The organism is Phyllobacterium myrsinacearum (assembly GCF_002980555.1).
Taxonomy (GTDB): Bacteria; Pseudomonadota; Alphaproteobacteria; order Rhizobiales; family Rhizobiaceae; genus Phyllobacterium; species Phyllobacterium myrsinacearum.
Map to the genome: position 1 here is coordinate 128,877 of NZ_PVBT01000010.1, position 24,006 is coordinate 152,882.

Sequence of the window (24,006 nt, forward strand, 5' to 3'; positions counted from 1 at the left end):
CGTTGTTTATGAGAATACGCGTTTGAGCGGGGAAGGAACACGCTGGATCAACTGATCGAGAACCAGCATGGCGAGAATGGCAAAACCCGTGAGCGGGAAGAGGACACCGAAGCCGAGGATGACCAGGGTCAACACGGCAAAGACGCTCTTTTGCGACGGCATGGGCGGCACCCCCAGACGCCCGGACGGACGGCGTTTCCACCACATGACCACGGCGGAAACCGCTGCAAGGATGATGGCGAAACAGGTGACAAGCATGACGATCTGGTTGAGAAGGCCCCAATACTGCCCCATATGCACGCCGATGCCGAACTCGATCACCTTGGCACCGGCGCCATAATCGGCAAACTTCAGATCAACCAGCGGCTTGCCGGTATACTGATCGAAATGGATCGTCCGCTGCCTGGCGATATCGTCCGGGAAAATCGCCGCCGTATAGACGCCGTCCGGTCCCGACGGCAACGACACCTCGAAGCCCGGCGTGATGCCTTCGGCCCTGGCGGACGCCACGATCCGGTCAAGGCCGACACTTTTGACGGCCCCATCAGCTGTCGAGGTCGGGACAGGGGCGTTTTCGACGGTCCAGCCAGCCTCTGTCAGCACATCCTTTGTCGGAATTTTCGACACCGGAACGTCGTTCCAGAGCAGCGTGGGGTATCCAAGCCCCTTGTCCGCCAGGGTGGTATTGAGCTTGTCGCCCCAATAGGCCGACCACGGCATGCCGGTAATGGCGAGAAAGAAGATCAAAGCCCCGGCCACCGCGCCGGTCACCGCATGCAGGTCACGCCAGAAGATGCGCTTGTCGGGCGTACCGCGAACCGTGATGACGCCACCCTTCTGCTTGCGCGGCCACCACAGATAAAAGCCGGTGACGACAAGGATCAGCGCAAGACCGCCAACCGCCTCGACCACCCGGTCAAGCGCCAGCCCGAAATAGACAAGGCTGTGAATCTTGCGCACAACCCAATTGAATTCCTGCTTCTCGGCAACCTTGCCCAGCACCGAGCCGGTATAGGGATCGACGAAAACGAGGACCTTCCCGGCATCCGTACCGAGGATGACCCGGGCGGATTGGGTCGGTGCGGACGGGTCGCGATAGCGCAGGATGGTTGCGCCGGGAACGGCAGCCTCGGCGTTCCTGATCAGCAGCGACGGGGCGAGCACCTCGCTGCGCGGCGTCACGACATTGCGGTAGGCAAAGGCGGTATTGTCGATTTCATCCTTGAAAAGATAGAGCCCGCCGGTGATGGCGAGATTGAGCATGAAGGGAATGACCAGAAGGCCGGCGAAAAAATGCCAGCGCCAGATGGCGCGGTAGAGGGATTGACTGATGTCCTTGGGCTTCTCCGAAGCCATGCTTGAGACGCTCATGCGTGTTCCAATCGTCTGACAGCAATAGTGATTGGCCTGTGAAAGACCAATGAGGGCGCCAGATGGCGCGGCCTTTCCGAGCGATGGAGGACCAGCGTTCGAAAAGTCTGGTGTCAGACGAGAGGGGGAGCCTGGGGCGGCGCTGCCGGAGGATAGAGGCTGCGGGCAATCAGCACCGCTTCGCGCTTGATGGCGAGCGATACCGCCGGTTCCACGCGCTGACCGCCGGTGTGAGGCGGAACCGGGAGAATGAACGAAGCGGACAGGCGGCAGGCCTCGCAGCCCGTGCCGTGCCATGCGTTCTTATGCGGGTCCTGGTCGCCGCTGCCGGGAAGGCAGAGCACAGGAACGGTGCCATCGGGGAGCGTATAGGCGGCAAGATCAATCTGATCATTGGATGCTGCGATGACAGGCTGATGGGCAAAGGCGACGAAGACAAGCGCCAGCGCGCACAGCATGCGCACCGCCAGTTGCCAATCGTATCCGAATTTGCGCATCACATCCCCGTTTTGCGTTTCCGGCTAACCAGATAACGCAGCTTGCGCGGGAAATCTATGCGGCAAAGCGACAAATGCTGGATCGTCTAGGCGGAAAGACCATCAATCTCCACCAGCCATGCGCCCGAAGGCACATCTGCGAACGTCACCGTTTCGGCGTTGGTGAGGTGCAATACGTCATTTGCGCCAAGTTTTTCGCCGGTTGCGAGCTTCGCCGCGCTGCGCAGGACCAGAAATGTATGGCTGCCCTTGCCGGCAACTATCGGGTCGTCACACCTTTTGACCCGCGCCGAAAATTTTCCGCGGCGGACCATGACGTTAAGGTCCGTGACCGCATGCAGCACCACCGCATGCGTCGGAATATCGCCGGGAAAGGCGATGGCACGAGATGACGGACCAAGTGTTTCGGGCAATTGGCCATCCACGGTCAGCACCATCTCGCCGTCCAGCACGGCCAGCACCCGGTCGACGCCGGGAAAGGCCGAGAACGGGCCCGACTCCGGAACTTTTGCCATGCTGATGCGCCAGTCGAAGCCGTCGACCGGCGCGCCCTCGGGAAAAACCGCAATCTCGGTGGTAACACCCTTGCCGTTTTTCCAAGGCATCTGCCGGTGCCCGGCCGAACGCAGGATGCGCATCAGCCGAGAATACCCGGCAGGTTGAGGCCCTTCTCCCGGGCGCAATCGATGGCGATCTCGTAGCCCGCATCCGCATGGCGCATGACGCCGGTGGCCGGATCGTTCCACAAAACCCGTTCAAGCCGCCGTTTGGCATCGTCCGTGCCATCGGCGCAGATCACCATGCCCGCATGCTGCGAGAAGCCCATACCGACGCCGCCGCCATGATGCAGCGACACCCATGTGGCGCCCGATGCCGTGTTGAGCAGCGCATTGAGCAGCGGCCAGTCGGAAACGGCATCCGACCCGTCCTTCATCGCTTCCGTCTCGCGGTTCGGCGAGGCGACGGAACCGGAATCGAGATGATCGCGGCCGATGACGATGGGCGCCTTGAGTTCGCCATTGCGCACCATTTCGTTGAAGGCAAGACCAAGGCGGTGACGGTCGCCCAGACCAACCCAGCAGATGCGCGCCGGCAGGCCCTGGAACGCGATGCGCTCGCGTGCCATGTCGAGCCAGTTGTGCAGATGGGTATTGCCGGGGGTGAGTTCCTTCACCTTGGCATCGGTCTTGTAGATATCCTCGGGATCGCCCGACAGCGCCGCCCAGCGGAACGGACCGATGCCGCGGCAAAACAGCGGACGGATATAGGCGGGCACGAAGCCGGGGAAAGCGAAGGCATTTTCCAGCCCTTCGTCCTTGGCGACTTGGCGGATATTGTTGCCATAGTCGAGCGTCGGCACGCCGGCGTTCCAGAAAGCGATCATCGCCTCCACATGCTCGCGCATCGACGCGCGGGCAGCCTTCTCGACAGCCTTGGGGTCGCTTTCGCGCTTGGCCTTCCATTCGGCGATCGACCAGCCTTTTGGCAGATAGCCATTGATCGGATCATGCGCCGAGGTCTGGTCGGTAACAATGTCGGGGCGCACACCGCGGCGCACCAGTTCCGGCAGGATATCCGCAGCGTTGCCGAGGAGACCTACGGACTTGGCTTCACCGGCCTTGGTCCAGCGGTCGATCATTGCAAGCGCTTCATCCAGCGTTTCGGCCTTGGCATCGACATAACGGGTGCGCAGGCGGAAATCGATCGAATCGGGATTGCACTCGATGGCGAGGCAGCAGGCGCCTGCCATGACAGCTGCCAGCGGCTGCGCGCCGCCCATGCCACCAAGGCCGCCGGTGAGAATCCACTTGCCCTTGAGATTGCCGCCATAATGCTGGCGGCCCGCCTCGACGAAGGTCTCGTAGGTGCCCTGTACGATGCCCTGCGTGCCGATATAAATCCACGAACCGGCGGTCATCTGGCCGTACATGGCCAGGCCCTTCTTATCCAGTTCGTTGAAATGATCCCATGTCGCCCAATGGGGAACGAGGTTGGAATTGGCGATGAGGACGCGCGGCGCATCGGCATGGGTGCGGAACACGCCGACCGGCTTGCCGGACTGCACCAGCAGGGTCTCGTCCTCGTTCAGGGTCTTCAGGGTTGCGACGATCTTGTCGAAATCGTCCCATGTGCGGGTGGCACGGCCGATGCCGCCATAGACCACCAGCTCATTGGGGTTTTCGGCCACATCCGGGTCGAGATTGTTCATCAGCATGCGCAGGGGCGCTTCGGTCATCCAGGATTTGGTATTGAGTTCCGGACCGCGGGGGCTGCGGATTTCACGGATGTTATGACGTGGATTGTTCATTTTAAGCTCCCCAGCTTGAAAGCGGTTTGTTCGAGATTTTCGAGAATGTCCTTGAGATGCTTGCGCAGGCGCTCGGCCTTCGTCTCATCATAGGCAAAGGGCGGCGCTTCGGTCTGCAGATGGGTGGACTGCGCCAGCTCCATCTGGATGGCATGCACACCCTTTTCCGGCTTGCCGTAATGGCGCGTTGTCCAGCCGCCCTTGAAGCGCCCGTTCATCACCCCGTCATAGCCGGGTGCCGCAAAGGCAAACCGGCCGGTTGCGGCAGCCACTTCGGGCGCACAGCTCGTGCCCTGATTGGTGCCGATGTTGAAATCCGGCAGCTTGCCCTGAAACAGAAACGGGATGTGCGAGCGGATAGAGTGGCAATCATAGAGAATGGCGAGGCCGTGAATATCCTGTACACGCTTGATCTCGGCCGCCAGGGCGGCGTGATAAGGCTTGTGGAAATGCTCAAGCCGCTTCTGCGTATCGGCGGCAGCGGGTTTTTCGCCATTGCGCCAGATTGCCTTGCCGTCGAAATCCGTTTCCGGGATGAGACCGGTGGTATTCTGTCCAGGATAGAGGCTGACGCCCTCCGGATCGCGGTTGGCATCGATGACATAGCGGTGGAAGGTGGCGCGCACGGTCGTCGCTTCCGGCAGGAGTCCGTCATAAAGCGTGTGGATATGCCAGTCCGTATCGGCCAGCAGCTGTCCGTTCTCATTGAGCCGCGCCCAGATATCGGCGGGAACCTCCGTGCCCGTGTGCGGCAGGCCGAGAATGACCGGGGACGATCCCTGTTTGACGTCGACAACGCTCATAGGGCGGTATCCAGTGCTGGCAGGATGTCGGGGGAAATCGCAGCATTGAGCACGCCGGAACCAATGAGATCGGACACGGCCTTCAGATCCGGCGCCATATAGCGGTCCTCGTCCAGCGTGGGCACGACGGAACGGATGGCTGCATGGGCGCGGGTAAGTTCCGGGCTCGTCTGCAGCGGGCTGCGCAAATCAATGCCCTGCGCGGCCGTCAATGCCTCGATGCCGATAATGGAGAACAGGTTGTCCGTCATCTGCAACAGGCGCCGCGCGCCGTGGCAGGCCATGGACACGTGGTCTTCCTGATTGGCCGAGGTCGGCGTGGAATCAACCGAAGCCGGATGCGACATCTGCTTGTTTTCCGACATCAGCGCGGCCGACGTCACCTCGGCGATCATCAGGCCGGAATTCAAACCCGGTTTGCGGGCAAGGAAGGCGGGCAGGCCGTAGCTCAACGCCGGATCGACCAGCAGTGCGATACGGCGCTGGGCGATCGAGCCGATTTCGCAGATGGCAATGGCGATCTGGTCGGCGGCGAAAGCAACGGGTTCCGCATGGAAATTGCCGCCCGACACCACCGAGCCGTCGCTGAGAACCAGCGGATTGTCGGTGACCGCGTTGGCCTCGATCTCCAGCGTGCGCGCCGCCATGCGCAAGAGATCGAGACAGGCGCCATCGACCTGCGGCTGGCAGCGGATGCAGTAAGGATCCTGAACGCGCTCGTCGCCCTCAATATGGCTGGCACGGATCGGTGAATTTTCAAGCAGGCGGCGCAGCGCGGCGCCCGTATCGATCTGGCCGCGATGGCCGCGCAGGGTGTGAATATCAGGATGGAACGGCGCGGAGGAGCCCATCGCCGCATCGGTGGACAATGCGCCCGTGATCAGCGCCGACTGCGCAGAGCGATGCGCCCGGAACAGGCCCGCGAGCGCCAGCGCCGTTGAAACCTGCGTGCCATTGATGAGTGCAAGCCCTTCCTTGGCGGCAAGCACCACCGGCGTGAGGCCGGCCTTGGCGAGGCCTTCGCCGGCATGCATCCGCGTGCCGCCAAAGGTCACGTCACCCTCGCCGATCATCGCCGCAGCCATATGCGCCAGCGGCGCCAGATCGCCGGAAGCGCCCACGGAACCTTTCTCGGGAATGACTGGGATGACGCCCTTGGCCAGCATCGCTTCGATGAGGCTGATCAGTTCCGGGCGTACGCCCGACGCGCCGCGGCCGAGCGAGATCAGCTTCAGGGCCATGATCAGGCGGACAATGTTCTCCGGCAGCGCGTTGCCGACACCGCAGCAATGCGACAGGATCAGATTGCGCTGGAGCGTTCCCACATCGGCGGCGTCGATGCGGATCGACGCCAGCTTGCCGAAGCCGGTGTTGATGCCATAGACCGGCGCGTTGCCGGCGGCGATTTCGGCGATGCGCGCAGCCGCCGCTGCAATCCCCTTGTGAAACGAGGCATCGAGCCGGACAGGCGTGCCCTGCCAATAGATTTTTTCCAGTTCAGCCAGAGGAACGGAACCGGGGTGGAGGACGACAGTCATGGTCAAGCCTTCAAGATGAGCTGATGGAGGGGATTGAAGCCGATGCGGTAGCAGAGCTCTGCGGGCTGCGCGGCGTTCCAGATGGCGATTTCGGCGCGTTTTCCGGACGCAATGGTGCCAAGCTCGTTTTGCAGTCCAAGCGCATGCGCTGCCTCGCGCGTTGCACCCGCCAGCGCTTCTTCGGCGGTCAGGCGGAACAGGGTGCAGGCCATGTTCATGGTCAGGAGCAGCGATGTCAGCGGCGATGTGCCGGGATTGCAGTCCGTGGCAATGGCGATGCGGACACCGGCGGCCCGCAGGGCTTTGACCGGCGGGGCCTGCTCTTCGCGCAGCGCATAGAAGGCACCCGGCAAAAGCACCGCCACCGTGCCTGCGGCGGCCATGGCCCCGGCACCGTCTGCGTCGAGATATTCAAGATGATCGGCAGACAGCGCACCATAGGAGGCGGCGAGTTTGGCGCCACCGAGATTGGACAGCTGTTCCGCATGCAGCTTGACCGGAATGCCAAGGGCTTTCGCCCGGTCGAACACACGCGTGATCTGGGCCGGTGAGAAGGCAATGCCTTCGCAAAATCCATCGACCGCGTCGACCAGACCTTCCGCATGGGCAGCGTCGAGACCCGGCAGCACAACCTCGCTGATATAGTCATCCGCGCGGCCGCGATATTCCGGCGGCACCGCATGGGCAGCGAGATAGCTGGTGCGGATGCGCACGGGACGCAGCGTGCCGAGTCGGCGCGCCACCCGCAGCATTTTCAGCTCCGCCTCGATGTTGAGGCCGTAGCCGGATTTGATTTCAACGGTGGCAATGCCTTCCGCCAGCAGGGTGTCGAGCCGCGGCAGGCTTTGCGCAACAAGTTCATCTTCCGAAAGGCCATTGGTTGATTTCACCGAGGAAACGATGCCGCCGCCAGCCCGGGCGATTTCCTCATAGCTTGCGCCCTCGAGGCGCATTTCAAACTCGCGGGCGCGGTTGCCGCCGAACACCAGATGGGTGTGGCAGTCGATCAGTGCCGGCGTCGCCAGGCGGCCACCAAAATCCTGCACTTCGGCAGATTTCCAATCATCCGGAACCGTCGTTCCGACCCAGGAAATACGATCCCCTTCAATACCGATCGCACCCGCGTCGATCAGGCCATAGGGTGCGCCGGTCTTCTCCAGCGTCGCGATCCTCAATCCGGACAGAATTTTCCTCATCGGCCTTGATACCATCCCCATTAGCGCTTGCTCATGACGTTATTATGTATATACATATTATGTCAATCCGGGGATGAGAGAAGAAATGAGCGAAGCCAAAAAATCTGTTTTTGCGGGCACGGCCCTCACGGAAAAAGGCTGGGAACGCGACGTTCTGGTGCAGATCGGCGCGCGCGGGCAGATCGTGTCGGTGGACGCAAACAGCACTGCGCCCGGTGACAGCCATCGCACTGCCGTTCTCCTTCCGGCGCAGGCCAATCTGCACAGCCACACGTTCCAGCGGGCCATGGCCGGTCTTTCCGAAGCGCGCAGTCCGGCAGGCCGCGACAGTTTCTGGACCTGGCGCGAGATCATGTATCGTTTCCTCGACATTCTCGATCCAGACGACATCGAAGCCATCGCCGCCTTTGCCTTCGTCGAAATGCTCGAATCCGGCTATTCCAGCGTGGCCGAATTTCACTATGTCCATCACCAGCCGGGCGGCACGCCTTATGCCAGCCTTGGCGAGTTGTCGGAGCGCATCGCCGCGGCGGCCAGCGCGAGCGGTATCGGCCTGACACTGCTGCCCGTTGCCTATGCACAGGGCGGCGTCGACGAACGCGCGCTCGCGGGCGGACAATTGCGTTTCGGCAATGACGTCGAGCGCTTTTCCAAACTGGCGGAGGCCGCGCAAAAAGCCGCGCGGCAAACAGGTCCCGATGCGGGTTTCGGCATCGCGCCACATTCGATCCGCGCCGTCAGCGAACGCGACCTTCTGGAGCTTGAGCGCCGGTTCGCCGCAATGCCCTTCCATATCCACATCGCCGAACAGCTGCCGGAACTGGAGGAGGTACAGGCAGCCTATGGCCAGCGCTCCATGAGCTGGCTGCTGGACCATCTGCCCGTCAATGAGCGCTGGTGCCTCATTCATTCGACGCACATGACCCCGGAAGAGACGGTGCGCGTTGCCGCCAGCGGCGCGGTGGTCGGCCTCTGTCCGCTGACCGAGGCCAGCCTTGGCGATGGCATTTTTGATGGCGTGCGCTACCTCGCTGCGGGCGGACGGTTCGGCACGGGATCGGATTCCAATATCCGCATCTCGCCGTCGGAAGAGCTGCGGCAGCTCGAATACAGCCAGCGTTTGCGCGATGTCTCGCGGGTCACGCTTTCCGTTGACGGCAAATCCAACGGGCGCACGCTTTACGACACGGCGCTTGCGGGCGGAATGCAGGCATTGGGCCGCAATGGCGGCAGCCTTGCCGCCGGACAATGGGCCGACATGGTGGCGCTCGATGCCGACAATCCAGCGATCCTCGGCCTCCGGGATGACCGGTTGCTTGACGGCTGGATTTTTGCGGGCGACAGACACGCGGTGACCGATGTGTGGTCGGCGGGCCGCCATGTGGTGCATGAGGGACGCCATTGGGCGCGGGACCAAATCTTTGCAACCTACAAGACGCGGCTTGCGTCGATTCTGGAGCGGGTGTGACAGCAACAGCGCGAAAATCCTTTCATGCCATCAAAGCGGAAATGGCCCGGCGCATCGCTGAGCGGGTCTGGGCGCCCGGCGCGCTAATTCCCGGAGAGGAAGTGCTGTCCATCGAGTTCGGCTGCGCCCGTGCCACCGTCAACCGCGCATTGCAGGAACTGGCGCGGGGCGGCGTCCTCGTGCGCAAGCGCAAGGCCGGAACCCGGGTTGCCCTGCATCCGATGCGGGAAGCCCGCTTCGTCATTCCCATCGTCCGGCAGGAAATCGAGACGAAGGGCGGCGCCTACCAGTTCAGGCTGCTTTCCAACCAGGTGGAGAAGGCACCGGGAGACGTTGCCCGGCGCATGGGCCTCGCCAAGGCCAAGGACATGCTGCACGTGCGCTGCCTGCACCTCTCCGATGGCACGCCGTACCAGTATGAAGACCGCTGGGTCAATCTCGACGCGGTGCCTTCCATTCGCGGCGAGACGTTCGAGACCATCAGCCCCAATGAATGGCTGGTGACCCACTCACCGTTCTCGCAGGCCGAGATCGTCTTTCACGCCGGTGTAGCGAGTGCGCAGGAGGCTGATATTCTCGGAGTCAGCGAAAAGGACGCCGTGTTCATTGTCGAACGCGTCACCTTCGTGCCGCAGAAGCCGATCACATTCGTGCGGATGATCCACCCCGCCTCGCACCGCATGGTCACGCAGCTCTAGGGCATTTTCCGGCCATAGTGGCGCGGGATTCGCGAGCTTGGCGCACCGCCGTGGTGCGATGTTTTGTCAGCTTGCCAGAACAATTGTCTACTAAAATACTCATAATTTCCTAGAATCATTCTAAGCTATTGATTTTTTTCGAACTTTCTGAAAATTATCATTTGACTTTGAAATGATCCATTGCCTTTATGCATGAGCACAAGAGTGCATACCTTTGATGTCTGGGCCTTGAACCCGTTCGATTGGAGGACCCTATGATTGGTCTTTTTCTGCCACGCCTGCGCGTGGTTTCTCTGCTGCATATGCAGCTTGCCTCTCCCGCACCCGGCCCGAGCCGGCTGATGCAGCGTGCCAGCCGCACACGCCGCAACGGGCTCTTTGCCCTCGTCCGCAACAATGAACAGGATGGGAGCGGGCATGTATCCACGCACATCTGAAACCGGGCAAGGGACAGGCTGCTATTTCGACCGGACGCCTGAAAAGCTCGTGCTGGAGGGCTATCGCCGGTGGACCGCCGGTTTTGAAACCGGCTCGGTCATTGCCTGGGAAATGGCTTTCGGCCTGTACAGCGACATTCTCGGCAGCCGCGAAGGCAACCGCGCCCTGGCGGAACTCTCGTTCTTCATCCGTACGTTGCGCCACTGCGCCCTGTGCCCGCTGAAGACGTTTCCATTCGGCTCGCACCATGTGTGCAAGGAAGAGTGCCTGACTTTGGGGCTGATCGCCGGACTTCAAAATTGCGACATGCTTGCGGCACGAACCTGCCTCAATGCCATGGCATGCCCCTCCCGCCAGGAAGAGGTGGAGAATGCAGCCATCGGTTTTGCCGAAACCCTGGCCGAGCTGGATCAGGTGCTTTTGCCGATCCCGAAATTTGCCATTGACGACATCATTTCCCGCCCGCTGCGGGCAAAATACCACTAGGACGAAGGGGAAAACCAATGATCATCAACGCACGCATGGAACGACGCCTTTCAATCGCCGCCACCGCATTGCTGACACTGGCGATCTTTGTCACGCCACTGACGGTGCGCGCCTCGATCGAAGCCAAGACAGTGAACAGCACATATACCGAAGTCGCCGAGATCACACCGGTTGACCTGCTGATACGCAAATAGGGGCCTCCAGCCCGGTACCGGCCGCGTGCCGGTACCACTTTCTTGCCGCCGGGAAAGAATCCTGCTGCGGTCAAATTCCGCCACTGATCCCCAATAGACTACCATTTCTGTAGACTATGGTATTCAGGTAGAATTTTCTAATTTATCGATATAAAAGGAATTCTTTCCAACGCCCGCTCTGCGGGGCGCTCTGCTACGCTTTAGGTCACACTACACGGAGGCAGGCATGAAACATTCCCGTATATCCCTATCGCTTGCGGCTGCATTATTTGCCGCTACAGTTTCCTTTCAATCGCTGTCTTCAGCCCATGCGGATACGACGCTGCTGAACGTCTCGTATGACCCGACCCGCGAGCTCTACAAGGACTACAACGCGGCTTTTGCGGCGAAATGGAAGGCGGATACCGGGGAAACGCTGACCATCCAGACGTCGCATGGCGGTTCCGGTGCGCAGGCCCGTTCGGTGATTGACGGGCTCGATGCCGATGTGGTGACACTGGCGCTTGAAAGCGACATCTCCGCCATCGTCAAGGCGACGAAGAAAATCAATCCTGACTGGCGTACCAAGTTTCCGCACAATTCCGCACCGTACACATCGACCATTGTCTTCCTGGTACGCAAGGGCAATCCGAAAGGCATCAAGGACTGGGGCGACCTGATCAAGGATGGCGTCGAAGTCATCACGCCGAACCCCAAGACATCGGGCGGCGCACGCTGGAATTATCTTGCTGCCTGGGCCTGGGCCAATGGCCAGTACGGCGGCGACGAAGCCAAGATCAAGGAGTATATCGGCAATCTGTTCCAGCATGTCCCGGTGCTTGACTCCGGCGCACGCGGATCGACCACGACCTTTGCCCAGCGTGAACTCGGCGACGTGCTGCTTGCCTGGGAGAACGAAGCCTATCTCGCCTCTGATGAATTCGGTGCCGACAAATTCGACATCGTCGTGCCGCCGCAATCCATCCTTGCCGAGCCGCCTGTTGCCGTTGTCGACGGCAATGTCGATGCCAAAGGCACGCGCAAAGTGGCTGAGGCCTACCTCCAATATCTCTATTCCGCGGAAGGCCAGACCATCGCCGCAAAGCATTTCTACCGCCCGTCGGAACCCAAGCTGGTGCCTGCAGATCTCCTGAAAAAACTGCCGGAGTTGAAACTGGTGACGATCGATGATCCAATCTTCGGCGGATGGGCAAAAGCACAGCCCTATCACTTCGGAGATGGCGGAACGTTTGACCAGATTTACAAGCCGAAAAAGTAACAGCATGATCTCCAACCTTGCCAAGGCAGGTTGGCGGTTTAAGAGGCCGAGTGTAATTCCAGGGTTCGGAATGACGCTCGGCTTCACTCTTGCCTACCTGACCCTCATTGTTCTTATTCCGCTGGCTGGGCTGGTCTGGCGCTCCGCCTCGCTCGGCTGGGGCGGCATGTGGCACGTCGCGACGGACGCGCGCACGCTGAACGCCTTGAAAATCAGCTTCGGCACATCGCTGGTCGCCGCGCTGATCAACGTCGTGTTCGGTGTTATCGTAGCATGGGTTCTGGTGCGCTACCGCTTTCCCGGCCGCCGGATCATCGATGCCATCGTCGATCTGCCCTTCGCCCTGCCCACCGCCGTTGCCGGTATTGCCCTGACGGCGCTCTATTCAAAGAACGGCTGGATCGGCCGCTGGCTCGATCCGCTGGGCATCAAGGTCGCCTTCACGCCTATTGGTATCACCATCGCGCTGATCTTTATCGGATTGCCTTTCGTCGTGCGCACGGTGCAGCCGGTGATGGAAGAAATCCGCAAAGAGGTGGAGGAGGCGGCCGCTACTCTCGGCGCGACCCGCTTCCAGACCATCTCGCGCGTGCTTTTGCCCGGCCTGACCCCGGCAATCCTGACGGGTTTTGCCCTCGCCTTTGCCCGTGCGGTCGGGGAATATGGTTCGGTGATCTTCATCGCCGGCAACCTTCCCTACATCTCGGAAATCGCGCCGCTCTTGATTGTCATCCGCCTGGAAGAATTCGACTATACCGGCGCGACGGCGATTGCCGCCATCATGCTGCTTATCTCGTTCACGATGCTCTTTGTCATCAATCTCATCCAGGCCTGGAGCCGCAGGAGGTATGGCTATGCGACATGAGTTGCCGCAACCGCCGCAAGCCGCAGCCGGTTCCTGGCATCCGGCAACCACCGAAAGCCGGACGGCGCGTTTCATCCTGGTCAGCGTGGCGCTGGTTTTTCTCGGCCTGTTCCTGCTCCTGCCCCTTATCTCGGTTTTCTTCGAGGCTTTCCGCAAGGGCCCCGCGGCCTACTTCGCCGCCTTTGCCGACCATGATGCGCTTGCCGCGATCCGCCTCACTCTGCTGGTGGCGGCCATTGCCGTTCCGCTCAATCTCGTCTTCGGGGTGGTGGCAGCCTGGACCATTGCCAAGTTCGAGTTCAAGGGAAAGGCGTTCCTGACGACGCTGATCGACCTGCCGTTCTCGGTTTCCCCTGTGATATCGGGGCTCGTCTACGTGCTCTTGTTCAGCACGCACAGCGCGCTTGGACCCTGGCTCAAATCGCAGGGTATCGAGATCCTGTTCGCCGTTCCCGGTATCGTCCTCGCCACGGTATTCGTAACGTTTCCCTTCGTGGCGCGCGAGCTTATCCCGCTGATGCAGGAACAGGGCACAACCGACGAGGAAGCGGCGCTTTCCCTTGGCGCCAATGGCTGGCAGACCTTCTGGCATGTCACCCTCCCCAACATCAAATGGGGCTTGCTCTACGGGGTGCTTCTGTGCAACGCCCGGGCCATGGGGGAGTTTGGCGCGGTATCCGTCGTTTCAGGCCATATTCGCGGCCTGACCAACACGATGCCGCTGCAGGTCGAAATTCTCTATAATGAATTCAATACGGTCGCTGCTTTTGCAGTGGCTTCGCTTCTGGCGCTTCTGGCGCTGGTGACGCTCGTTCTCAAGACCTTGCTGGAATTGAAATACGGTGCGGAGCTGGCTGCCAATGGCGGACATTGAGAGGAATAAAGATGGACGTTCGCGTTAGTGGTGTACGCAAGGAATTTGATCGCTTCCCGGCGTTGCACGACGTATCGCTCGATATCAGTTCGGGTGAACTCATTGCCCTGCTCGGCCCTTCCGGATCGGGCAAGACGACGCTGCTGCGCCTGATTGCCGGCCTGGAAACACCGACTGAAGGCAAGGTGTTTTTCGGCGACGAGGATGCATCGCTGAAATCCGTGCAGGAGCGCAATGTCGGCTTCGTGTTCCAGCACTATGCCCTGTTCCGCCACATGACCGTGATCGACAATGTCGGCTTCGGGCTCAAGGTTCGCCCCTCGGCAAGCCGGCCGAGCAATGAGGAAATCCGCCGCCGCTCGTCCGAGCTGCTCGATTTCGTCCAGCTTGGCGGCCTGGAAAAGCGCTATCCGGCGCAGCTTTCCGGCGGCCAGCGCCAGCGCGTCGCCCTGGCCCGTGCCATGGCCATCGAACCGCGGGTGCTGCTGCTCGACGAACCGTTCGGCGCGCTGGATGCGAAAGTGCGCAAGGAACTGCGCCGCTGGCTGCGGGAAATCCACGACAAGACCATGCACACGACGGTTTTCGTGACCCATGACCAGGACGAAGCTTTGGAGCTCGCGGACCGTGTTGTGGTGATGAGCCAGGGCAAGATCGAGCAGATCGGAACACCCGATCAGGTTTATGACACGCCCAATTCACCCTTCGTTTATGGCTTCATCGGCGAATCAAGTTCGCTGAGCGTGCGCATCGACGATGGCGAGGTATGGCTTGCGGATCGCGCGCTGGGCCTGAAGAGTGACGCACCCGACGGTGACGCTGCGCTTTATTTCCGTCCGCACGATGTCGAGCTGGTCGATGGCTGCGGCGGCTGTATTGCCGGAACCGTCATTGCCAGCCGCCGTGTCGGTGCGACAAGGCGTGTGGAGCTCGAAATCGGCGGTGCGGCGGAACGTGTCGAGATTGAAATTCCAGCCGATCATCCGGCCCGGGAAAAGAGCCGCATCGCCTTCCGGCCCAAGCATTGGCGGGTCTTTCCCAAGGTCTGACCCTTTCGCCCCTGTACCTGAAGCCGGAGTTCCATGAGCTCCGGCTTTTGCATGCCCGCCGTCAGCCGCCCAATTGCTAAAACAGAAACAGTCTGTTCACAAAGCCTATGCCATTTCGCAAACGGTGACGAAGCGGTTTGCGTGCTGTCCCCCTGTGCAGCCCGCTACGAATTGCTTAAGATAAACAAATGGCAATCTGACTCATTTTCATCAAAACTGATCGGCAAGGATAAAAGTGATGGTAGCTTAGTTGATCGTACCCGATTAGATCGTAAACTTCTCCATGGGTCGGTCGACCCGTTATTATCGTCAGTGTTGCAGCCCTGAAGAGTTTTTCTTCACAACCGAAACGAAGGCAAATGGCCCTACTGTCTTTTTTTAAATCTTTCACACCACAGAAGAATGCCGTTGGTCAGATTTTTTCGGCCCAGCCCAATCCGATCAGAGCCCACTACAAATCCATTGATGACCTGCGGGAGCTGGGCGCGCGCGTGGCGCGCGGCGAAGATATCCGCCTGCCCGACTATGAACCCATGGTGTTCGAGCAGCGCACGGTGGAAAATGCCCGGCTGATCCTTCATTCCTATCGCTCCTCCGATGCGGCTGCACGCAAGGGTGAGACGATAACGCCAGCGGCCCAGTGGCTTCTCGACAATTACTACCTCGTTGACCAGAACATCCAGCAGGTGGAGCGCGATCTTCCGAAGAAGTTTTTCCGCCAGCTGCCGCCGCTGGCGGGCAAGCCGGAAATCCCGCGCGTCATGGCATTGGCCTGGCTCTATGCGGCGCATACGGACAGCCAGTTCTCGCTCAACAGCCTAACGGCGATGGTCGAAGGATTCCAGACGGTTTCGCCCCTGCATATCGGCGAACTCTGGGCCCTGCCCTCCGCCGTGCGCTTCATTCTCATCGAAAATGCCCGCCGGTTGTCGCTGCGGGTCGAACGTGCCCGGCGCATGCGCGCCTACGCCAACAGCGTGGCCGACGAGATCACGCTGAACGCCGACAAGGATACCCTGCCGCAGCTTCTGGCCCAGTACACCACAGCCGCGCGCGACAGCACCTTCGCCACGCATCTGCTTTACCGCCTGCGCGGCGGCGCCATGCACTCCGGTGCGGCTGTCGCCTGGCTTGAAGAAGAGCTGGAAAAGAACGGCAGCGACGCCGAAGACGCCATTATCCAGGAACATACGCGCCAGTCCACCGGCGGCGTCACCATGGGCAATCTCATCCGCAGCCTGAAGGCTATCGACGACGTCGACTGGATCACCTGGTTCGAGACGGTCAGCGGCGTCGATGCGGTGCTGCGCGAACACTCCAATTTCGACGCGCTCGATTTCCATTCCCGCAATGCCTATCGCGTGGCGATTGAAAAGATTGCCCGCCGCTCGGGCAAGAGCGAGCAGGACATCACGCAGGCTGCCTTGGATCTTGCCCATCACAGCGCGGAAACCAAGGGGGACGAGAAGAGCGTTACCGTGCAGCGCAAGCGCGACGTCGGCTATTACCTCGCCGGCGACGGCCGCTCGGAGCTGGAAGAGACCTGCGGCTCGACCCCAACCGTGCTGCAGCGCTGGGTCCGGTTCTACAAGACCCTCGGCCTTGCCGGCCTGTGGATTCCGGCGTCGGTCATTTCCATCGGGATACTGTTCCTGATCCATTACTGGCTGCGCCGCTACGGCCTGCCGAGCGATACGGTTCTGCTGCTGACGGTCCTGGCCGTGTTTCCGACGATGGAAACCGCCAATGGTTTCGTCAACTGGATCATTCCCATGTTCATGCCGCCGACACGGCTGATCGGCTTCGAATACAAGAACGGCCTGCCTCCAGAGGCGAAAACCCTCGTCGCGGTGCCGACGCTGATCACCTCGCGCGATTCCGTCGACGAGCATATCCGCAACCTCGAAGTGCACTACCTGACCAATCCGCGCGGCGAAATCTATTTTGCCCTGCTCACCGACTGGGCGGACAGCAAGGTCGAGCAGAACGAGAACGATCTCGACATTCTCGACTATGCCCGGGAAAAGGTCACTGCGCTCAACCTGCACTATACGCAGGGCGGCAACCCGCGTTTCTTCCTCCTTCACCGCAAGCGCCTGTACAATGCGCAGGAAGGCCGCTGGATGGGCTGGGAGCGCAAGCGCGGCAAGCTGCATGAGCTGAACCTCCTGCTGCGCGGCGACAAGGATACAACCTATTTCCCCAGCAATGAGGAAGTGCCCGGCGACATCAAGTTCGTGATGACGCTCGACTCCGATACGCGCCTCACGCCGGATTCGGTCAACCGCCTGGCAGGCAAGCTGAGCCATCCGCTCAACCGCCCGATCTACAAGGAAAAATCCGGCCGCGTGACCAGCGGCTATGCGATCCTGCAGCCGCGCGTCACCCCCTCGCTGACCACCGGTGACGACGCCTCGTTCCTGCAGCGCGTCTTCTCGGTCAACCGCGGTATCGACCCTTACGTCTTTGCCGTCTCGGACGTTTATCAGGACGTGCTGGGTGAAGGGACATTCACCGGCAAGGGCCTTTACGATGTCGATTTCTTCGAGCTGGCGCTCGACGGCAAGATCGATGAGAACACCGTTCTCAGCCATGATCTTCTCGAAGGCGGCTATGCCCGCGCGGCGCTCGTCAGCGACGTCGAGGTGGTCGAAGATTATCCGACAGGCTACAATGTCGATATCTCGCGCCATCACCGCTGGACACGCGGCGACTGGCAGCTCCTGCCTTACCTGTTCAGCACAAAGCCGGGTGTGACCGCCGTCACGCGCTGGAAAATGACCGACAATCTGCGCCGCTCACTGACGCCGGTCTTCTGGATCATCGCTTCGATCGCCGGCTGGACATTGCTGCCACCCGGCGTTGCCGCGCTTTGGCAATTCTTCATGATCTTCAGCATGTTCATCGTCCCGACGATGATCCTGTTCACCAATCTGGTCCCGACAAACATGAACCTGTCGCTGAAGGGCCATTTCCAGGCGATCCTCACCGACATTTTCTCCGGCGCCGCCGATATCGCCCTGCGCATCACGTTCATTGCCAATATGGCTTGCCTGATGGCCGACGCCATTGCGCGCACGCTCTACCGCGTCTTCATATCGCGCAAGAACCTGCTGGAATGGCGTGCAGCGGCACAGGCGAAAGCCAGCGCCCCCGATACGCTGCAGTACTATACCCGCCTGATGTGGCCTGCGATCATCGTGGCCGCCGTCGCCATCGCCCTGCCGCTGGTCACCCACAGCCGCGCCTGGTATCTGGCGGTGCCCTTCGCCGTGATCTGGTTCTTCTCGCCGATCATTGCCTGGCTGGTCAGCCGTTCAGCCAAGCCGCTCGACGACCTCAATGTCCGCTCTTCGGACAAGAGCGAGCTGCGCCGCTTCGCCCGCCGCACCTGGCACTACTACGACACGTTCGTCACCAAGGAACAGAATTTCATTCCGCCTGATAACTTCCAGGAAGACCCGCATCCGGTTATCGCGACACGCACATCGCCGACCAATATCGGCATGTACCTGCTGTCGACCGTGGCGGCCCGGGATTTCGGCTGGATCGGTTTCAACGAAACGCTGACCCGTATCGACGACACGCTCTCCACGCTGGAAAAGATGGAGAAGTATCGCGGCCATCTCTACAACTGGTATGAAACAACCACGCTGCGGCCGCTTCTGCCGCTCTACGTCTCGTCGGTGGACAGCGGCAATCTTGCCGGCCATCTGGTGGCGCTGTCTTCCGCGCTGGAAAAATGGGCGGAGGCGCCGTCCGTCTATCTGCAAAGCGATCTCGACGGCATTCTCGATGTCAGCGATATTCTTGAAGAGGCGATCAACGACATTCCCGATGAACGCCGCGTCCTGCGGCCCCTGCGCCGCCGCCTGGATGAGCGGGTGGCCAATTTCCGCCGCGCCATCACGACGATCAAGGAGGAGCCGGAAACCGCATCGCTGCGCACCATCAACCTTTCGTTGTTCGCCGGTGACATCCAGCGTCTGACGGAAGAGCTGCATGGCGAACTCGAAAGCCCGCTCAGCACCACCGCAAACGGATGGGCGCTGATTCTCGTCAAGACCTGTCAGGCCCATACGGATGACGCCATTGGTACCCACGAGGGAACGGACAGCCTGCGCGAGCGGCTGGTTTCGCTGGCAACCCGCGCCCGCCAGCTGGCCTTCGACACCGACTTCACCTTCCTTGAACGCAAGGAACGGCGTCTTCTGTCGATCGGTTTCCGCGTCGATACCAACGAGCTTGATGCGAGCTGCTACGATCTTCTCGCTTCGGAAGCGCGTCTGGCCAGCCTGTTTGCCATCGCCAAGGGCGACATCCCGGTCGATCACTGGTTCCGTCTCGGCCGCCTCCTGGTGCCGGTCGGCTGGCGCGGTGCGCTGATCTCCTGGTCTGGCTCCATGTTCGAATATCTCATGCCGCCGCTGGTCATGATCGAACCGCTGGGCTCGATGCTCGATCAGACCAACAAGCTGATCGTCCAGCGCCAGATCGAATATGGCGATTCCAAGGGCCTGCCGTGGGGCATTTCCGAAGCCGCCTACAATGCGCGCGACCCGGAGATGAACTACCAGTACACCAATTTCGGTGTCCCGACGCTGGGACTGAAGCGCGGCCTGTCCAAGAACTATGTGGTCGCGCCCTACGCCAGCATCATGGCCAGCCAATATCGCCCGGCGGAAGCTGTGGCCAATCTGAAACGCCTGCGCGAGATGGGTGCGCTCGGTCAGTATGGTTTCTACGATGCCGTCGACTTCACCCGCTCCCGCGTGCGCGAAGACGAGGAATATGCCGTCGTGCGCAACTACATGGCGCACCATCACGGCATGTCGATCGTTGCCGTCAACAATGTGGTGTTCGAAGGCCGCATGCGCGACCGCTTCCACTCGGATCCAGTCATCGAGGCCGCCGAACTGCTGCTGCAGGAAAAGGCACCGCGCGAAATCCCGGTCCTGCAGGCCAAGGCTGACAATCCGATGCGCAAGGCTGTCGAAAGCGGCGAAGAAACGGCCTCCATCCGTTTCATCAAGAATCCGCTCGCCGCTCCACGCGCGACCCAGATCATGTCGAACGGCCATTACTCGGTCATGGTCACCGCCAATGGCGGCGGCTATAGCCGCTGGAATGGCCTGGCGATCACCCGCTTCCAGCCCGATCCGCTGGAAAGCGGCTACGGCACATTCCTGTTCCTGCGCGATCTCGACAGCGGTGAATGGTGGTCTGCGACCGGCGACCCCGTGCGGGCAGCCGGCGAAAAGAGCACGACGATCTTCGCCGACTACAAGGCCGAGTTCGTCAAGGAAAACGGCACGATCCAGTCGACGGTGGAGACCATCGTCGCTTCGGATTCCGACGGCGAGGGCCGCCGCATCGTCATCACCAATACCGGTACGAAAGACCGGATCATTGAAGTGACGTCCTATGCCGAACTGGTGCTCACCGCAGACGATACGGACACGGCGCATCCGGCATTTGCCAAGATGTTCGTGGAAACCGAGATCGATCCGCGCGGCGACACGATCTATGCCACGCGCCGCAAACGCGCCAGCAGCGAACCGGATATTCACGTGGCACATGTGGTCACGGACGGATCGGGCGCCATGCGCGAAATCCAGGCGGAAACCGACCGCCGGGCCTTCATCGGTCGCGGCCGCAACCTGCGCAACCCGGCCGCCTTCGATGAGGGCGTCACCCTCAACGGCAGCCAGGGCTTTGTTCTCGACCCCATCGCGTCACTGCGCTGCCGCGTCCGCGTTCCCGCACACAAGCGCGTCACGCTGGTTTTCTGGACCCTTGTCGGCCCGGACCGGCACGAGCTGGAAGAAGTCGTTTCCCGCTTCCGCCATCCCGACTGCTTCGCCCGCGAATTCTCGCTGTCCTGGACAAGTTCGCAGGTGCGGCTGCATCACATCGAGATCAATCCGGACGAGGCCGCTGATTTCCAGCGCGTCGCCACCAGTCTGATCTATCCGGACAAGGCCCTGCGCATGCCCTCCGAAAGCATCGCTTCCGGCCTTGGCAGCCAGTCAGAGCTGTGGCCGATGTCGATCTCCGGCGACTTCCCCATCCTTGCCCTGCGCATCGATGATGAAGCCGATATGGAAACGCTGAAGAACGTGCTGAAGGCGCAGGAATACTGGCGGGCGAAGGGGCTTGTGGTTGACGTCGTCGTCATCAACGAACGCTCCTTCTCCTATGCACAGGACTTCCAGCGCGGACTTGAGGCGATCTGCGAGAACAGCCGCAACCGCGGCGGTCAGTATGGCCCGCGCGTCCATATCTTCACCGTGCGCAAGGACCAGATGAGCGATGCGAGCTACAATACCCTGCTCGCCTCTGCCCGTATCGTCATGCATGCGCAGAACGGCACGCTGGTCGAACAGTTGAAGCGCATGGAGGAACTGGCCGCCGACCTGCAGCCGGTTGCCGCCATACCATCCGGCAAGGCTCTCGCCTCAGGCGATACCGGCCTTGACGAGATGCGCAGCATCGCACCAGCGCCGACGCAGCTGGTGGGCAAGCGCCGCCAAAAGACCGAGGGCAATGAACTGGCCTTCTGGAACGGCTTTGGCGGGTTTGACATGAAGACCGGTGAATATATCGTCCGTCTTGCCGACCGGACCACCACGCCGCAGCCCTGGATCAACGTGATCTCCAATGCGGGCTTTGGCTTCCACGTGTCGGCGGAGGGTGCGGGTTTCACCTGGTCGAGCAACAGCCGCGACTATCAGTTGACCCAGTGGTCGAATGATCCCGTGATCAACCGGTCCGGCGAAGCGCTCTATGTCGTTGATCTGGACAAGGGAACAGCGTTCTCCCCGACCGCTTCGGTGCTGCGCGATCCATCGGTTCAGTACGAAACCCGCCACGGCCAGGGCTATTCGACGTTCCTGTCCCGCCACGGCAATGTCGGCCTTGAACTGACCCATACCATCGATACGGACATGCCGGTGCGCGTGTCCAGCCTCAAGATCACCAACCATGGCGGGACGGCCAAGCAGTTGCGTGTCTATGGTTTTGTCGAATGGATGCTCGGCAATTCCCGCGCCAAGACGGCGCCGTTCATCGTGCCGTCGCATGATACGGAAAGCGGCGCGCTTTTTGCCCGCAATCCCTATGGCACCGACCGCAAGGATCACGTGGCATTCTTCGCCGCAAACGTGAAACCGCAATCGGTGACATCGGACCGGACCGAGTTCTTCGGCCCTCTGGGCTCGGTGGACCAGCCGGCTGCCGTCCTGCAGGCAAAAACCCTCTCCAACGTCGTTGAAGCGGGGGGCGATCCCTGCGCGGCGCTTGCCGTCGATGTGGAGATCGCGGCGGGTGAAACCAGGGAAATCCTGTTCTATATCGGCGATACCGCCGGTGCCACCGAGGCACGGCGTGTTCTCGCAGAACAACTCAAGCGCCCGTTTGAAAAGACGCTTGCGGCCTCCAAGGCGATCTGGACCGGCTTCCTCGATGGCCTGCAGGTGGATACGCCTGACGATGCATTCGACGTGATGGTCAACCGCTGGCTGCCCTATCAGAGCCTTGCCTGCCGCATCTGGGCACGCACGGCCTTCTATCAGGCCAGCGGTGCCTTCGGCTTCCGCGATCAGCTGCAGGACACGCTGTCCATGCTGGTGCTCGACCCGTCGCTGGCCCGGCATCAGATCCTGAATGTCGCCGCGCGCCAGTTCAAGGAGGGCGATGTCCAACACTGGTGGCTGCCGACATCGGGCGCCGGTGTACGGACGATGATCTCCGACGACGTGGTATGGCTCGGCTATGCCATTGCCCACTATACCTCGGTAACCGGCGATATGAGCATCCTCGATGAGCAGATCGCCTTCATCGAAGGCAAGGCTCTTGAAAACGGCGAGCACGATGCGTTCTACCAGCCGGCAATCACGACGGAGAACGTCACCGTATACGAACATGCGGCGCGCGCGCTCGATCTGGCGATCGCCCGCACCGGCGCGCATGGGCTTCCGCTCATGCTCACCGGCGACTGGAACGACGGCATGAACCGCGTCGGCGAAGAGGGCAAGGGCGAAAGCATCTGGCTGGGCTGGTTCCTGATCAGCACCCTGCGCGATGTCCTGCCGCTTGCCCGCCAGCGCAAGGATGGCGACCGCATCAAGCGCTGGGAAGCCCATATCGAAAGCCTCAAGGCGGCATTGGAAAAGGATGGCTGGGACGGCGAATGGTATCGCCGCGGCTATTTCGACGACGGGTCGCCGCTGGGCTCCAAGACCAGCGACGAGTGCCGGATCGACTCCATCGCCCAGTCCTGGAGCGTTCTCTCCGGCTATGGTGATCCTGATCGCGCCAAGCAGGCCATGCAGTCCGTGGCGACGCATCTCGTCGATGACGAGGTTGATATCATCAAACTGTTCACACCGCCGTTCAACAAAACGCGGCATGAGCCCGGTTACATCAAGGGCTATCCGCCGGGTGTGCGTGAGAATGGCGGGCAATATACCCACGCGGCAACCTGGGCCGTGCTGGCCATGGCCAAGCTTGGCAATGCCGACGAAGCCTATCGCTGGTTCAGCAAGCTCAATCCGGTGAACCATTCACTGGATGCCGGCAAGGCCGAGTCCTACCGGGTTGAGCCCTATGTGGTTGCTGCTGATGTCTATTCGGTTGATCCGATGCGCGGGCGCGGCGGCTGGACCTGGTACACGGGTTCTGCCGGCTGGCTCTACCGCGTGGCAACGGAAGGCATTCTCGGCATCAGCCGCAGGAATGACCGGCTGTTCGTCGATCCTGCCCTGCCCACTGCGTGGACCGGCGGCTTCAGCTTCGTGCTGCGCAACGGCAAGGCGCGCTATACCGTCGAGGTGAAACCGGCCGCCAAGGGCGGCAGGAAGATCACTGTCGACGGCAAGAAACTGGCCAAGGCCGATGCGGGCATTCCGCTCGAGACATCGGGCGAACACACGGTGCTCGTCGAGGTCGTTCCGGGAAAATAG

The 24,006-nt window shown here is 61.1% G+C and carries 17 protein-coding genes; 10 read left to right on the forward strand and 7 right to left on the reverse strand.

Annotated elements, in window-relative coordinates:
- Positions 1-6: 6 nt before the first annotated feature.
- From C5750_RS25155 to hutI, 7 genes are all read right to left on the reverse strand, one after another.
- Positions 7-1,371 (reverse strand): PepSY-associated TM helix domain-containing protein, encoded by a 1,365-nt coding sequence (locus C5750_RS25155; RefSeq protein ID WP_105737993.1) that lies wholly within the window; start codon positions 1,369-1,371, stop codon positions 7-9.
- A gap of 113 nt (positions 1,372-1,484) precedes the next feature.
- Positions 1,485-1,868, reverse strand: a complete 384-nt coding sequence (locus C5750_RS25160) for a hypothetical protein (RefSeq protein ID WP_105737995.1) — start codon at positions 1,866-1,868, stop codon at positions 1,485-1,487.
- Between the two features lie 86 nt (positions 1,869-1,954).
- A complete protein-coding gene (locus C5750_RS25165; RefSeq protein WP_105737997.1) occupies positions 1,955-2,506 on the reverse strand; it encodes a HutD/Ves family protein in 552 nt (183 codons plus the stop codon).
- Positions 2,506-4,176, reverse strand: a complete 1,671-nt coding sequence (gene hutU / locus C5750_RS25170) for a urocanate hydratase (RefSeq protein WP_105737999.1) — start codon at positions 4,174-4,176, stop codon at positions 2,506-2,508. Before hutU ends, C5750_RS25165 begins: the two co-directional genes overlap by 1 nt.
- Complete coding sequence (hutG, locus tag C5750_RS25175) at positions 4,173-4,979, reverse strand: N-formylglutamate deformylase (RefSeq protein WP_105738001.1); 807 nt, start codon at positions 4,977-4,979, stop codon at positions 4,173-4,175. The genes hutU and hutG overlap by 4 nt, the downstream gene beginning before the upstream one ends.
- On the reverse strand, positions 4,976-6,517 hold the full coding sequence (gene hutH / locus C5750_RS25180) for a histidine ammonia-lyase (protein ID WP_105738003.1): 1,542 nt from the start codon (positions 6,515-6,517) through the stop codon (positions 4,976-4,978). Before hutH ends, hutG begins: the two co-directional genes overlap by 4 nt.
- Positions 6,518-6,519: 2 nt before the next feature.
- Positions 6,520-7,713, reverse strand: a complete 1,194-nt coding sequence (gene hutI, locus C5750_RS25185) for an imidazolonepropionase (RefSeq protein WP_245421250.1) — start codon at positions 7,711-7,713, stop codon at positions 6,520-6,522.
- A gap of 85 nt (positions 7,714-7,798) precedes the next feature.
- On the opposite strand from hutI, the gene C5750_RS25190 reads away from it, so the two are divergent.
- The 10 genes from C5750_RS25190 (at position 7,799) to C5750_RS25230 (ending at position 24,006) form a co-directional block, all read left to right on the forward strand.
- Entirely contained in the window at positions 7,799-9,181 is a 1,383-nt protein-coding gene (locus tag C5750_RS25190) for a formimidoylglutamate deiminase (protein ID WP_105738006.1), read from the forward strand.
- Positions 9,178-9,879 carry a histidine utilization transcriptional repressor HutC gene (locus C5750_RS25195; protein WP_245421251.1) on the forward strand — a complete coding sequence of 234 codons (702 nt, stop codon included), beginning with the start codon at positions 9,178-9,180 and terminating at the stop codon, positions 9,877-9,879. The genes C5750_RS25190 and C5750_RS25195 overlap by 4 nt, the downstream gene beginning before the upstream one ends.
- A 254-nt stretch (positions 9,880-10,133) precedes the next feature.
- Positions 10,134-10,316: a hypothetical protein gene (locus C5750_RS26445; protein WP_114949229.1), complete on the forward strand. Its 183-nt coding sequence runs from the start codon at positions 10,134-10,136 to the stop codon at positions 10,314-10,316.
- Positions 10,285-10,803 carry a hypothetical protein gene (locus C5750_RS25205; protein ID WP_425350521.1) on the forward strand — a complete coding sequence of 173 codons (519 nt, stop codon included), beginning with the start codon at positions 10,285-10,287 and terminating at the stop codon, positions 10,801-10,803. Before C5750_RS26445 ends, C5750_RS25205 begins: the two co-directional genes overlap by 32 nt.
- A 17-nt stretch (positions 10,804-10,820) precedes the next feature.
- Positions 10,821-10,997, forward strand: a complete 177-nt coding sequence (locus tag C5750_RS26710; RefSeq protein WP_158531255.1) for a hypothetical protein — start codon at positions 10,821-10,823, stop codon at positions 10,995-10,997.
- Between the two features lie 226 nt (positions 10,998-11,223).
- Complete coding sequence (locus tag C5750_RS25210) at positions 11,224-12,255, forward strand: sulfate ABC transporter substrate-binding protein (protein WP_105738012.1); 1,032 nt, start codon at positions 11,224-11,226, stop codon at positions 12,253-12,255.
- A 4-nt stretch (positions 12,256-12,259) separates the two neighbouring features.
- Positions 12,260-13,120 (forward strand): sulfate ABC transporter permease subunit CysT, encoded by an 861-nt coding sequence (gene cysT / locus C5750_RS25215; RefSeq protein WP_105738014.1) that lies wholly within the window; start codon positions 12,260-12,262, stop codon positions 13,118-13,120.
- The gene (gene cysW / locus C5750_RS25220; RefSeq protein ID WP_170111940.1) at positions 13,104-13,994 is read left to right on the forward strand and encodes a sulfate ABC transporter permease subunit CysW; all 891 of its coding nucleotides are present in this window, start codon (positions 13,104-13,106) and stop codon (positions 13,992-13,994) included. The genes cysT and cysW overlap by 17 nt, the downstream gene beginning before the upstream one ends.
- A gap of 11 nt (positions 13,995-14,005) precedes the next feature.
- Positions 14,006-15,043: a sulfate/molybdate ABC transporter ATP-binding protein gene (locus C5750_RS25225; RefSeq protein ID WP_105738018.1), complete on the forward strand. Its 1,038-nt coding sequence runs from the start codon at positions 14,006-14,008 to the stop codon at positions 15,041-15,043.
- Between the two features lie 359 nt (positions 15,044-15,402).
- On the forward strand, positions 15,403-24,006 hold the full coding sequence (locus C5750_RS25230; RefSeq protein ID WP_105738020.1) for a glycoside hydrolase family 94 protein: 8,604 nt from the start codon (positions 15,403-15,405) through the stop codon (positions 24,004-24,006).